Here is a 12452-nt window from a genome sequence, read left to right on the forward strand (position 1 = left end):
ACCCCGACATGACCCACAGCACCGGCACCCTGTACATCATTTCCGCCCCATCGGGTGCGGGCAAGAGCAGCCTGGTCAAGGCCCTGACCGACGCCAATCCAGAGATCCGCGTCTCGATCTCCCACACCACCCGTGCCATGCGTCCGGGCGAAGTGGACGGCGTGAACTACCACTTCGTGAGCCGCGAAGAGTTCGTGAAGATGGGCGAGCACGGCGATTTCCTCGAACGCGCCGAAGTCTTCGGCAACTTCTACGGTACCTCGCAAAGCCGCCTGCAGCAGACTCTGGACGAAGGTCACGACCTGATTCTGGAAATCGACTGGCAGGGCGCCGAGCAGGTGCGCAAGCTGATGCCGCAGGCACGTTCGATCTTCATTCTGCCGCCGTCGCTTCAGGCCCTGCACCAGCGCCTGACCAACCGTGGCCAGGACAGCGACGAAATCATCGACGGGCGGATGCGCGAAGCGGTCAGCGAGATGAGCCACTACGTCGAGTACGACTACCTGATCATCAACGACGATTTCGCCCACGCGCTGGACGATCTGAAAGCGATTTTCCGCGCCAACCAGCTGCAACAGAAACGCCAGCAAGTGCGTTTCGGCAAACTGCTGGCTGAATTGCTGGGTTAACCGACACTTCCCAAAACCGCTGCAAGGGCTTTACATTGGCACTTGTAGCGCGTTGGAAAGGTTGGTCAAAAAATCAGCGCTTCCCTAATCGCTGGTGTTTTTTTAAACTGCTGAGTCCGCTCGCCCATCCGGGCACCGCGCATATTGCATTTGCTACGAGGAAGACCATGGCCCGCGTAACCGTTGAAGACTGCCTAGAACACGTGGATAACCGCTTTGAGCTGGTCATGCTCTCTACCAAGCGTGCCCGTCAACTGGCGACCGGTGGCAAAGAGCCGCGAGTCGCATGGGAAAATGACAAGCCTACCGTTGTTGCCCTGCGTGAAATTGCTGAAGGCATCTGCACCCCCGAGTTCATCGCCGCCGAAGAAATCGTCACCGAAGACCCGGTCTTCGCTGCGTTCGAGGACGAGTCCAACGAGGCCGTTTAAGCCTATGCCTGGTCGACGTAGCACGGCGCGGGATCACAGCTTGCGGCAGGAGTCATCATGCCGAGCATAGACGCCCTCGCCGATCGCTTATCGACCTACCTCGGTCAGGACCAGGTCAATCTGGTCCGCCGAGCGTATTTCTACGCCGAACAGGCCCACGACGGCCAGCGCCGCCGCAGCGGCGAGGCGTATGTCACGCATCCTCTTGCCGTGGCCAATATTCTTGCCGACATGCACATGGACCATCAGAGCCTGATGGCCGCGATGCTGCATGACGTGATCGAAGACACCGGTATCGCCAAGGAAGCGCTGCAAGCGCAGTTCGGTGAAACCGTCGCCGAACTGGTCGACGGGGTCAGCAAACTGACCCAGATGAACTTCGAGACCAAGGCCGAAGCCCAAGCTGAAAACTTCCAGAAAATGGCCATGGCCATGGCGCGCGACATCCGCGTGATCCTGGTCAAGCTCGCCGACCGCCTGCACAACATGCGCACGCTGGAAGTGCTGTCCGGCGAGAAACGCCGGCGCATCGCCAAGGAAACCCTCGAAATCTACGCGCCCATCGCCAACCGCCTGGGCATGCATTCGGTGCGTATCGAATTCGAAGACCTCGGCTTCAAGGCGATGCACCCGATGCGTTCCGCGCGGATCTACCAGGCCGTCAAGCGCGCCCGGGGCAACCGCAAGGAAATCGTCAACAAGATCGAAGAGTCACTCGGGCACTGCCTGGCGATCGACGGCATCCAGGGCGAAGTCAGCGGCCGTCAGAAACACCTCTACGGCATCTACAAGAAAATGCGCGGCAAGCGTCGGGCCTTCAACGAGATCATGGACGTCTATGCGTTCCGGATCATCGTCGACAAGGTCGATACCTGCTACCGCGTGCTGGGCGCCGTACATAATTTGTACAAGCCGTTGCCGGGACGCTTCAAGGATTACATCGCGATTCCCAAAGCCAACGGCTATCAGTCGCTGCACACCACGCTGTTCGGCATGCACGGCGTACCGATCGAGATCCAGATCCGCACCCGCGAAATGGAAGAGATGGCCAACAACGGCATCGCCGCCCACTGGCTGTACAAGTCCAGCGGTGACGAACAGCCGAAAGGCACCCACGCCCGCGCCCGCCAATGGGTCAAGGGTGTGCTGGAAATGCAGCAACGCGCCGGCAACTCGCTGGAATTCATCGAGAGCGTGAAGATCGACCTGTTCCCGGACGAGGTCTACGTGTTCACGCCCAAGGGCCGGATCATGGAGCTGCCGAAAGGCTCTACGGCGGTCGACTTCGCCTACGCGGTCCACACCGACGTCGGCAACAGCTGCATTGCCTGCCGGATCAACCGTCGTCTCGCACCGCTGTCCGAACCGCTGCAAAGCGGCTCCACGGTCGAGATCGTCAGCGCTCCCGGCGCGCGGCCGAATCCGGCGTGGCTCAATTTCGTGGTCACCGGCAAGGCCCGCACGCACATCCGTCACGCGCTGAAACTGCAACGCCGCTCCGAGTCCATCAGCCTCGGCGAACGCCTGCTGAACAAGGTGCTCAACGGCTTCGACAGCTCGCTGGAACAGATTTCCGCCGAACGCGTCCAGGCCATGCTCACCGAGTACCGCCTCGAAGTGATCGAAGACTTGCTCGAAGACATCGGTCTGGGCAATCGCATGGCCTATGTCGTGGCGCGCCGATTGCTCGGCGAAGGCGAGCAACTGCCAAGCCCCGAAGGCCCGCTGGCAATTCGCGGCACCGAAGGCCTGGTACTCAGCTACGCCAAGTGCTGCACGCCGATCCCGGGCGACCCGATTGTCGGGCACCTGTCGGCGGGCAAAGGCATGGTGGTGCACCTGGACAACTGCCGCAACATCAGCGAAATCCGCCACAACCCGGAAAAATGCATCCAGCTCTCGTGGGCCAAGGATGTCACCGGCGAATTCAACGTCGAACTGCGCGTCGAACTGGAACACCAGCGCGGCCTTATCGCCCTGCTGGCCAGCAGCGTCAACGCGGCCGACGGCAATATCGAGAAAATCAGCATGGACGAGCGCGATGGTCGCATCAGCGTCGTTCAACTGGTGGTCAGCGTTCACGACCGTGTACACCTGGCCCGCGTGATCAAGAAACTGCGCGCCCTGACCGGCGTGATCCGCATCACCCGTATGCGCGCGTAGCCCTCCAGCCATTACAAGGAGTCATACATGACCAAAACCGTCATCACCAGCGACAAGGCCCCGGCCGCCATCGGCACTTACTCCCAGGCGATCAAGGCCGGCAACACCGTGTACATGTCGGGCCAGATCCCGCTGGACCCGAAAACCATGGAACTGGTCGAAGGCTTCGAAGCCCAGACCGTCCAGGTGTTCGAGAACCTGAAAGCCGTGGCCGAAGCAGCCGGCGGTTCGTTCAAGGACATCGTCAAGCTGAACATCTTCCTCACCGACCTGAGCCACTTCGCCAAGGTCAACGAGATCATGGGCAAGTACTTCGACCAGCCGTACCCGGCTCGCGCCGCCATCGGCGTTGCTGCCCTGCCGAAGGGTTCGCAGGTTGAAATGGATGCCATCCTGGTCATCGAGTAATGCGCACGGCGCGGCCTTCAAACGCCGCGCCGACTGCTCTGCGGTAAAGAAAAGGTTTTGAAAGGATTCCACCATGCGCAAAGCGCTTGCTCTCTCGCTGCTCGCCATTTTCCTCGGTGGTTGCGCCAGCAACCCTGCCGACCGTGACATCAGCGGCACCTGGATCAATCAGGTCGCCATCGATGCCGCTGCCAAGGGCGGCCCCCTGCGCGAAGCGCTTCAGGCCTACGGCCCGAACCTGGAATGGGACGTCAACACCAAGGCCAGCCAGGCCCGCTACACCAATGGTTTCGAGAATGTTGAAGGACGGCTGCTGGGCGAACAGTCCGGCGCCTGGAAAGTCGACTTCTATGGCAGCTCCGCCAGCGAGCTGAAACGCGACGGCCGCCAGTTGCAACAGGTCGCCAGCGAAAACGAGCCGGAACAGCTTTTCGACCGCGCACAGATTCCAGTGCCGGACGGCGCACCGATCGGCGCCAGCTTCGAGCGTGCGCTTTACGCGGCCTATCTGGGCGGCAACTGGACAATCGTCAACGGCCAGGGCGAAGGCAGTGCCGTGCAGTTTCAGGCCGACGGCCAGGTGTCCGGCCTGCCGGGTGCCGACCGCTATGCCCTGTGCCTGGCGGGTGATTGCGCATCAATGAGCGGCGGCAATGACAGCATGTGGCTGCAACAGAACGGCCAGGGCAACAACTGGATTTTCGTGCGCAAGGGCAAAGAGCTGGAAATCCTGCAGGCCGTCAACACGGCGCTGGCGGACGAACAGCCGCAGTTCACCCCCGGCGAACGCAAATGGCTGCTCGAAAAGCAATAAAGCCGTAGAAATCCCTGTGGGAGCAGTCTTGCTCCCACAGTCGTTTTCAGCGTTTAAACGTCAGCAGCGCCCTTCAAGAATCGCCGCATAACCTTCGCGAAAACTCGCATACCTCGGCGTCCAGCCCAGCGCTTTCGCCCGCCCGTTGCTGCAACGCTTGCTGCCGGTGCGACGCACACTGGCGTCCTCCGCCCATTCGGTGACACCCAGATACTCGCGCAACCACGCCACCACGTCGGCCAGCGGTGCCGGCGCGTCGTCCACGCCGATATAGACGTCATCCAGCGCGACGCCACGTCGATCGGTTTCCAGCAGAAACGCCATCAACCCCGCCGCGTCATCGACGTGAATGCGATTGCCATAGAGCGGCGGATCGATCGCCACCCGATACCCGCGACGCACCTGGGTCAGCAACCATTCGCGGCCAGGGCCATAGATGCCGGTCAGGCGCACGATGCTCGCCGGGATGCCACTGGTCAGCGCCACCTGCTCGGCTTCGAGCATCAAGCGCCCCGAGTAACCGGCCGCGACCGTCTCGGAGGACTCGTCCACCCATTCGCCATTCTGCTGACCGTAAACGCTGCTGCTGGAGACAAACAGAATCCGTTTCGGCTGCTGGCCATGCTGCTTCAGCCAGCCCAGCACATGCTGCAAACCCTCGACGTAAGCGGCGCGGTAACCCGCCTCGTCATGTTCGGTGGCGGCGGCGCTGTACACCAGATAATCCAGCGAACCCGACGGCCAGTCAGCCGGGCACTCGGCGTTGAACAGATCACCCGCCACACCGATCACCCCGGCCGGCAAACGCGAAATCGAGCGACGCAAACCATAAACCTGCCAGTTCCCGGCCAGCAATTGCGTAGCCAGACGACTGCCGACATCACCGCAGCCGGCGATCAAAACAGAAGGCGCGGACATCAAAAATCTCCCATCGGAAAGCCACAGACTAGCCTCGGCAAGGGACGAGCGGCTAGCAATGCAGGAAAAAAAGCTACTCTATTACTTTTGTTAACAAGAATTACTTGCAATAATGCACGCCACTTTTGTTCTCGGCCTCACGAGGCCTGGAAGAGCATCACCGTTTTTCTATCTCAGGTCCGGCCAGCATGACACGTAATCAAACCTCCGCTTCGCCAACCAAACGAGCCAGCGCCTGGAGCGCCGTGGTCGCCCTGCTGCTCAGCCTGACGCTGGCGCCGGTCGCCGCGTTCGCTGACGCACAAGCGCCAGCCACCCCGGCCGCGACCGAACATGCCGCCCCGGCTACCACGCCAGTCGTCACCGATCCGGTTCAGGCTGTCGATGCCTCGGCTGTCGACGCCGCACCGGAAGTCCTCGAAGCCGACAACACCCTGGGCATGGCCCACGACCTGTCGCCATGGGGCATGTACCAGAACGCCGACATCATCGTGAAAATCGTGATGATCGGTCTGGCCATCGCTTCGATCATCACCTGGACCATCTGGATCGCCAAAGGCTTCGAGCTGATGGGCGCCAAGCGTCGTCTGCGCGGTGAAATCGCCAACCTGAAGAAAGCCGTCACCCTTAAAGAAGCGAGCGCCACCGCCGGCAAGGAAGGCACCCTCGCCAACCTGCTGGTGCATGACGCCCTCGAAGAAATGCGCCTGTCGGCCAACGCCCGCGAGAAAGAAGGCATCAAGGAACGCGTCAGCTTCCGCCTCGAGCGCCTGGTGGCTGCCTGTGGCCGCAACATGAGCAGCGGCACCGGCGTACTCGCCACCATCGGTTCCACCGCACCGTTCGTCGGCCTGTTCGGCACCGTATGGGGCATCATGAACAGCTTCATCGGCATCGCCAAAACCCAGACCACCAACCTGGCCGTTGTCGCACCGGGCATCGCCGAAGCGCTGCTGGCCACCGCACTGGGTCTGGTCGCGGCGATTCCTGCGGTAGTGATCTACAACGTGTTCGCCCGCTCCATCGCCGGTTACAAGGCGCAGGTGTCCGATGCTTCGGCACAGGTCCTGCTGCTGGTCAGCCGCGACCTCGACCACCAGCCTGAGCGCAGCTCGCAGCCGCACATGGTCAAAGTGGGGTAATCGGCCATGGGCCTGCATTTGAAAGAAGGCGCAGACGACGATCTGGCCGAGAACCACGAAATCAACGTCACACCGTTCATCGACGTGATGCTGGTGCTGTTGATCATCTTCATGGTGGCCGCTCCGTTGGCCACCGTGGACATCAAAGTCGACCTGCCTGCCTCGACCGCCAAACCGGCGCCACGGCCGGAGAAACCGGTGTTCCTCAGCGTCAAGGCTGACCAGCGCCTGTTCCTCGGTGAAGACGAAGTGAAGCCCGAAGCCCTCGGCGCGACCCTCGACGCCCGGACCAAAGGCAAGAAAGACACGACCATTTTCTTCCAGGCCGACAAAGGCGTGGATTACGGCGACCTGATGAGCGTGATGGACAACCTGCGTTCGGCCGGTTACCTGAAAGTCGGTCTGGTCGGACTCGAGACGGCAGCCAAGAAATGATCACGACGCGCCATAAGCTGACGCGTTACAGCGGTAGCCTGGTCGTGGTGCTGGGCGTTCACGCGCTGGCCATCGCGCTGGCGCTGAACTGGACCGCCCGCCCGCCCATCGAGTTGCCTCCCCAGGCCATGATGGTCGAGCTGGCGCCGGTTCCGGCCCCGCCACCGCCTGCTCCGCCGAAAGTCGTCACACCGCCGCAGCCACCGGCTCCGGTCGAAGAGTTGCCGCTGCCGAAACTGGCTGAGGCGCCGAAGGCCGAGATCGCCGTACCTCAGCCCAAACCCAAGCCGAAGCCGAAACCTCAGCCGCCCAAACCGGTGGAGAAGAAGCCGGAACCGGTGAAGGAAAAACCGTCCGAGGAAAAACCGGCGGAAACCCAGCCGACCCAGGCGCCGACGGAGAAATCCGCCCAACCTGCGCCAGGCCCGTCGCCTGCGCAAATGGCGGCCAAAGCCAGTTGGCAGGGCACCTTGCTTGCGCACCTGGGCAAGTACAAGAAGTACCCGGCCAGCGCTCAGGCGCGGGGCAAGGAAGGCTTGAACCGGCTGCGCTTCGTGGTCGATGCCGAAGGCAACGTGCTGTCGTTCGAACTGGTGGGCCGCTCCGGCAACGCCGATCTGGACCGGGCCACCCTGGAAATGATCCGCCGCGCCCAACCGCTGCCCAAGCCACCGGCCGACATGTTGACCAATGGCTCGATCGAAATTGTTGCGCCGTTTGTGTACTCGCTGGAAAAACGTCGCTGATCTTCCGCAGGCTGATGCACCAACCAATAGCTCCAGCCAAAAAAGGCACCGAAAGGTGCCTTTTGCTTATCTATCCCTGGCAAACCGGCATTGCCCGGTGTCGCACGCCTCACTCAGTCTGATAACGTGCGTCTATCGATTGCAGCCGGTATGCTTGGCCCGCATCTTCATGGACGCTTGCTATGACTCTCACAGAATTACGCTACATCGTTACCCTCGCCCAAGAGCAGCATTTCGGCCACGCGGCCGAGCGTTGCCACGTCAGCCAGCCGACCCTTTCGGTGGGCGTGAAAAAGCTTGAAGACGAACTCGGTGTGCTGATTTTCGAGCGCAGCAAAAGCGCCGTGCGCCTGACCCCGGTCGGCGAGAGCATCGTTGCCCAGGCGCAGAAGGTACTGGAACAGGCCCAGGGCATCCGCGAACTGGCCCAGGCTGGCAAGAACCAGTTGACCGCTCCGCTGAAAGTCGGCGCGATCTACACCGTCGGCCCGTACCTCTTTCCGCACCTGATCCCACAACTGCACCGGGTCGCCCCGCAGATGCCGTTGTACATCGAAGAAAACTTCACCCACGTGCTGCGCGACAAACTGCGCAACGGCGAGCTGGACGCGATCATCATCGCCCTGCCGTTCAACGAAGCCGACGTGCTGACCCTGCAACTCTACGACGAGCCGTTCTACGTCCTGATGCCGGCCCAGCACCCGTGGACACAAAAGGAATCCATCGACGCCGGCCTGCTCAACGACAAGAGCCTGCTGCTGCTCGGCGAAGGCCACTGCTTCCGTGATCAGGTACTCGAGGCCTGCCCGACCCTGACCAAAGGCAACGACGGCGCCAAGCACACCACGGTTGAATCCAGCTCGCTGGAAACCATTCGCCACATGGTCGCTTCGGGCCTGGGCATTTCGATCCTGCCGCTGTCGGCGGTGGACAGCCATCACTACGCACCGGGCGTGATCGAAGTGCGGCCGCTGTCGGCGCCCGTGCCGTTCCGCACCGTCGCCATTGCCTGGCGTGCGAGCTTCCCACGGCCGAAAGCTATCGAAATCCTCGCCGACTCCATTCGCCTGTGCTCGGTCGCCAAGCCAGCGGCACCGGTCACGGCGGGTTAAGCGAACGTCATGAGCGAGTTGTCGCAAGTGTCGGTGACGGCACTCAAGGGTGTCGGCGAAGCCATGGCCGAGAAACTCGCCAAGGTCGGCCTGGAGAACTTGCAGGACGTACTGTTCCACCTGCCGCTGCGCTATCAGGACCGCACCCGCGTGGTGCCGATCGGCGCGTTGCGGCCGGGACAGGACGCCGTGGTCGAAGGCACCGTCAGCGGTGCCGATGTGGTCATGGGCCGACGGCGCAGCCTGGTGGTGCGGTTGCAGGACGGCACCGGCGGCCTCAGCCTGCGTTTCTACCACTTCAGCAATGCGCAGAAGGAAGGCCTCAAGCGCGGCACACGGATTCGCTGCTACGGCGAAGCCCGGCCCGGCGCCTCGGGACTTGAGATCTACCACCCGGAATACCGCGCGATCAACGGCGACGAACCGCCGCCGGTGGATGAAACGCTGACCCCGGTCTACCCGCTGACCGAAGGCCTGACCCAGCAGCGTCTGCGCCAGTTGTGCCTGCAGACCCTGACCCTGCTCAAGCCCGCCACCCTGCCCGACTGGCTGCCGACCGAACTGGCCCGCGACTATCAACTGGCGCCACTGGCCGACGCGATCCGCTACCTGCACAACCCGCCCGCCGACGCCGACGTCGACGAATTGGCCCTCGGTCATCACTGGGCGCAACATCGTCTGGCCTTCGAAGAGCTGCTGACTCACCAACTCTCCCAGCAGCGCCTGCGCGAAAGCATGCGTTCCCTGCGCGCGCCAGCGATGCCGAAAGCCACGAAGCTGCCGGCCAAATACCTGGCCAACCTCGGCTTCAATCCGACTGGCGCCCAACAGCGCGTCGGCAACGAAATCGCCTACGACCTCAGCCAGCACGAACCGATGTTGCGCCTGATCCAGGGTGATGTCGGCGCCGGCAAGACCGTGGTCGCCGCCCTCGCCGCGCTGCAAGCGCTGGAGGCGGGTTATCAGGTCGCGCTGATGGCGCCGACCGAGATTCTTGCCGAGCAGCACTTCATCACCTTCAAGCGCTGGCTCGAACCGCTGGGCATCGAGGTGGCGTGGCTGGCCGGCAAGCTCAAGGGCAAGAACCGCGTGGCCGCGCTGGAGCAGATCGCCAGCGGCACGCCGATGGTGGTCGGCACCCACGCGCTGTTCCAGGACGAAGTGCAGTTCAAGAACCTCGCGCTGGTGATCATCGACGAACAGCACCGCTTCGGCGTGCAACAGCGTCTGGCACTGCGGCAGAAAGGCGTTGGCGGGCGCATGTGTCCGCATCAACTGATCATGACCGCCACGCCGATTCCGCGAACCCTGGCGATGAGCGCCTACGCCGACCTCGACACCTCGATCCTCGACGAACTGCCGCCGGGCCGCACGCCAGTCAACACCGTACTCGTCACCGACACCCGTCGCGTCGAAGTCATCGAACGGGTGCGCAGCGCCTGCGCCGAAGGGCGTCAGGCCTATTGGGTGTGTACGCTGATCGAAGAGTCCGAAGAGCTGACCTGCCAGGCCGCCGAAACCACTTTCGAAGACCTCACCGCCGCCCTCGGCGAGCTGAAAGTCGGGCTGATCCACGGCCGCATGAAGCCCGCCGAAAAAGCCGCCGTCATGGCCGAATTCAAGGGCGGCAACCTGCAACTGCTGGTTGCGACCACGGTGATCGAAGTCGGCGTCGACGTGCCCAACGCCAGCCTGATGATTATCGAAAACCCCGAGCGCCTGGGCCTCGCGCAACTGCACCAGTTGCGCGGCCGGGTCGGCCGGGGCAGCGCGGTCAGCCATTGCGTGCTGCTCTATCACCCGCCGCTGTCACAGATCGGTCGTCAGCGCCTGGGCATCATGCGCGAAACCAACGATGGTTTCGTCATCGCCGAAAAAGACCTCGAACTGCGCGGCCCCGGCGAAATGCTCGGCACCCGCCAGACCGGCCTGCTGCAATTCAAGGTCGCCGACCTGATGCGCGACGCCGATCTGCTGCCCGCCGTGCGCGATGCCGCCCAGGCGTTGCTGGAACGCTGGCCGACCCACGTCAGCCCGTTGCTCGACCGCTGGCTGCGCCACGGGCAGCAATACGGCCAAGTGTGAGCACCGTCGCAGTTTCTGACAGCTCGTTCCGAGCAAGCTGGTTATACTCCGGTAATTGTTTCAAAAACGGATACAGACCATGACCGAAGCTGCTCTCGCCCCCGACACTCCGCACGCTCCGTCAGTCATTCGGCTGCTGCTCGACAAACTCGGCATTGCCTTCGAAGAAGTGCTCGACCACCACGGCCTCAATGCCTCGCGCAAGGTGCAGGCCGTGTTGCTGGACGACGCGGTCGGAGCGCTGATGGTGTTGTTCCCGCAGAGCCAGTTGCTGGACCTCAACCGCCTCGCCGAACTGACGGGCCGCCGCCTCACCGCCGTGTCCACCGAGCGCCTGGAAAAGATGCTCGGCAAACACAGCCTGAGCCTGCTGCCGGGCCTGCCGGCGCTGACCAGCTCGCCGTGCCTCTACGAAGAAGGCCTGCTGCGCGAGCCGAAGTTGCTGATCAACTCCGGCGAGCCGGGCGTGCTGCTGGAAATCACCAGCGAAGCCTTCAAGACCATGCTGACCAAGGCCAGCGCCGCCAACTTCGGCGAAGCCCTGAGCAGCATCCGGCCGAACCTCGACCGCCCCGACGATGACCGCGAGGAAATCACCCAGGCCGTGCAGGCGTTCACCGCACGACGCATCCAGCAACGCCTGGAAGCAACCATCGAGATTCCGCCGCTGGCCGAAACCGCACAGAAAATCATCAAGCTGCGCGTCGACCCCAATGCCACCATCGACGACATCACCGGCGTGGTCGAAACCGACCCGGCGCTGGCCGCGCAGGTTGTGAGCTGGGCGGCATCGCCGTACTACGCTTCGCCGGGCAAGATCCGCTCGGTGGAAGACGCCATCGTCCGCGTCCTCGGTTTCGATCTGGTGATCAACCTCGCGCTGGGCCTGGCCCTGGGCAAGACCCTGAGCCTGCCCAAAGACCACCCACAACACACCACGCCATACTGGCAGCAGTCGATCTACACCGCCGCCGTCATCGAAGGCCTGACCCGCGCCATGCCGCGCGCCCAGCGCCCGGAAGCCGGCCTGACCTACCTCGCCGGTCTGCTGCACAACTTCGGCTACCTGCTGCTGGCCCACGTGTTCCCGCCGCACTTCTCGCTGATCTGCCGCCACCTGGAGGTCAATCCGCACCTGTGCCACAGCTATGTCGAGCAACACCTGCTGGGCATCAGCCGCGAACAGATCGGCTCCTGGCTGATGCGCTACTGGGACATGCCGGACGAACTGGCCACCGCCCTGCGCTTCCAGCATGACCCGAGCTACGACGGCGCCTACGCCGAGTACCCGAACCTCGTGTGCCTGGCCGTGCGCCTGCTGCGCAGTCGCGGCATTGGCTCGGGGCCGGATGAAGACATTCCGGATGCGTTGCTGGAGCGTGTGGGTCTGACTCGCGACAAGGCCAACGACGTGGTCAGCAAAGTGCTGGAAGCGGAAGTGCTGCTGCGCGAACTGGCTTCGCAGTTCAGCCAGGCCTGATACGCAACAGGCCCGCTCCCCAGGGTTTACGCAATCCCTGTGGGAGCGAGCCTGCTCGCGAAAAACCGTGACCCTGGCTTATCCAATGT

12 protein-coding genes are annotated in these 12452 nt (G+C 62.9%); 11 read left to right on the top strand and 1 reads right to left on the bottom strand.

Annotation, left to right across the window (positions count from 1 at the left end; translation table 11 throughout):
* Positions 1–8: 8 nt before the first annotated feature.
* From gmk to N8H74_RS02270, 5 genes are all read left to right on the top strand, one after another.
* Positions 9–629, top strand: coding sequence for a guanylate kinase (gene gmk, locus N8H74_RS02250; protein ID WP_025112706.1), 621 nt, complete (start codon positions 9–11; stop codon positions 627–629).
* 167 nt (positions 630–796) lie between these two features.
* The gene (gene rpoZ / locus N8H74_RS02255) at positions 797–1060 is read left to right on the top strand and encodes a DNA-directed RNA polymerase subunit omega (protein WP_217829223.1); all 264 of its coding nucleotides are present in this window, start codon (positions 797–799) and stop codon (positions 1058–1060) included.
* Between the two features lie 57 nt (positions 1061–1117).
* On the top strand, positions 1118–3223 hold the full coding sequence (spoT, locus tag N8H74_RS02260; protein WP_217829222.1) for a bifunctional GTP diphosphokinase/guanosine-3',5'-bis pyrophosphate 3'-pyrophosphohydrolase: 2106 nt from the start codon (positions 1118–1120) through the stop codon (positions 3221–3223).
* Between the two features lie 27 nt (positions 3224–3250).
* Positions 3251–3631 (top strand): RidA family protein, encoded by a 381-nt coding sequence (locus N8H74_RS02265; RefSeq protein ID WP_003229509.1) that lies wholly within the window; start codon positions 3251–3253, stop codon positions 3629–3631.
* Between the two features lie 73 nt (positions 3632–3704).
* Positions 3705–4445, top strand: a complete 741-nt coding sequence (locus tag N8H74_RS02270) for a hypothetical protein (RefSeq protein WP_217829221.1) — start codon at positions 3705–3707, stop codon at positions 4443–4445.
* 60 nt (positions 4446–4505) lie between these two features.
* Here the strand turns inward: N8H74_RS02270 and N8H74_RS02275 are convergent, their stop codons facing one another.
* Positions 4506–5363 carry an SDR family oxidoreductase gene (locus tag N8H74_RS02275; RefSeq protein WP_217829220.1) on the bottom strand — a complete coding sequence of 286 codons (858 nt, stop codon included), beginning with the start codon at positions 5361–5363 and terminating at the stop codon, positions 4506–4508.
* A gap of 188 nt (positions 5364–5551) precedes the next feature.
* Here N8H74_RS02275 and exbB point away from each other — a divergent pair, with 188 nt between their 5' ends.
* From exbB to N8H74_RS02305, 6 genes are all read left to right on the top strand, one after another.
* Complete coding sequence (gene exbB, locus N8H74_RS02280; RefSeq protein ID WP_262146038.1) at positions 5552–6505, top strand: tonB-system energizer ExbB; 954 nt, start codon at positions 5552–5554, stop codon at positions 6503–6505.
* Positions 6506–6511: 6 nt separating this feature from the next.
* The gene (gene exbD / locus N8H74_RS02285; protein ID WP_053125060.1) at positions 6512–6940 is read left to right on the top strand and encodes a TonB system transport protein ExbD; all 429 of its coding nucleotides are present in this window, start codon (positions 6512–6514) and stop codon (positions 6938–6940) included.
* On the top strand, positions 6937–7686 hold the full coding sequence (locus N8H74_RS02290) for an energy transducer TonB (protein WP_217829218.1): 750 nt from the start codon (positions 6937–6939) through the stop codon (positions 7684–7686). Before exbD ends, N8H74_RS02290 begins: the two co-directional genes overlap by 4 nt.
* A gap of 182 nt (positions 7687–7868) precedes the next feature.
* Positions 7869–8798 (top strand): hydrogen peroxide-inducible genes activator, encoded by a 930-nt coding sequence (locus N8H74_RS02295; protein ID WP_217829217.1) that lies wholly within the window; start codon positions 7869–7871, stop codon positions 8796–8798.
* A gap of 9 nt (positions 8799–8807) precedes the next feature.
* Positions 8808–10883 carry an ATP-dependent DNA helicase RecG gene (recG, locus tag N8H74_RS02300; RefSeq protein ID WP_262146039.1) on the top strand — a complete coding sequence of 692 codons (2076 nt, stop codon included), beginning with the start codon at positions 8808–8810 and terminating at the stop codon, positions 10881–10883.
* A gap of 79 nt (positions 10884–10962) precedes the next feature.
* Positions 10963–12363, top strand: a complete 1401-nt coding sequence (locus N8H74_RS02305; protein ID WP_217829215.1) for an aminoacyl-tRNA deacylase and HDOD domain-containing protein — start codon at positions 10963–10965, stop codon at positions 12361–12363.
* Positions 12364–12452: the final 89 nt, after the last annotated feature.

This window comes from Pseudomonas sp. B2M1-30 (assembly GCF_025447575.1).
Taxonomy (GTDB): domain Bacteria; phylum Pseudomonadota; class Gammaproteobacteria; order Pseudomonadales; family Pseudomonadaceae; genus Aquipseudomonas; species Aquipseudomonas botevensis.

What these genes read in the sequence shown, in the direction of transcription:
- exbB (WP_262146038.1), top strand. Translation starts at nt 5,552, where the DNA reads ATGACACGTAATCAAACCTCCGCTTCGCCAACCAAACGAGCCAGCGCC.
- N8H74_RS02275 (WP_217829220.1), bottom strand. Translation starts at nt 5,363, where the DNA reads ATGTCCGCGCCTTCTGTTTTGATCGCCGGCTGCGGTGATGTCGGCAGT.
- exbD (WP_053125060.1), top strand. Translation starts at nt 6,512, where the DNA reads ATGGGCCTGCATTTGAAAGAAGGCGCAGACGACGATCTGGCCGAGAAC.
- spoT (WP_217829222.1), top strand. Translation starts at nt 1,118, where the DNA reads ATGCCGAGCATAGACGCCCTCGCCGATCGCTTATCGACCTACCTCGGT.
- N8H74_RS02270 (WP_217829221.1), top strand. Translation starts at nt 3,705, where the DNA reads ATGCGCAAAGCGCTTGCTCTCTCGCTGCTCGCCATTTTCCTCGGTGGT.
- gmk (WP_025112706.1), top strand. Translation starts at nt 9, where the DNA reads ATGACCCACAGCACCGGCACCCTGTACATCATTTCCGCCCCATCGGGT.
- recG (WP_262146039.1), top strand. Translation starts at nt 8,808, where the DNA reads ATGAGCGAGTTGTCGCAAGTGTCGGTGACGGCACTCAAGGGTGTCGGC.
- N8H74_RS02305 (WP_217829215.1), top strand. Translation starts at nt 10,963, where the DNA reads ATGACCGAAGCTGCTCTCGCCCCCGACACTCCGCACGCTCCGTCAGTC.
- N8H74_RS02290 (WP_217829218.1), top strand. Translation starts at nt 6,937, where the DNA reads ATGATCACGACGCGCCATAAGCTGACGCGTTACAGCGGTAGCCTGGTC.
- N8H74_RS02295 (WP_217829217.1), top strand. Translation starts at nt 7,869, where the DNA reads ATGACTCTCACAGAATTACGCTACATCGTTACCCTCGCCCAAGAGCAG.
- N8H74_RS02265 (WP_003229509.1), top strand. Translation starts at nt 3,251, where the DNA reads ATGACCAAAACCGTCATCACCAGCGACAAGGCCCCGGCCGCCATCGGC.
- rpoZ (WP_217829223.1), top strand. Translation starts at nt 797, where the DNA reads ATGGCCCGCGTAACCGTTGAAGACTGCCTAGAACACGTGGATAACCGC.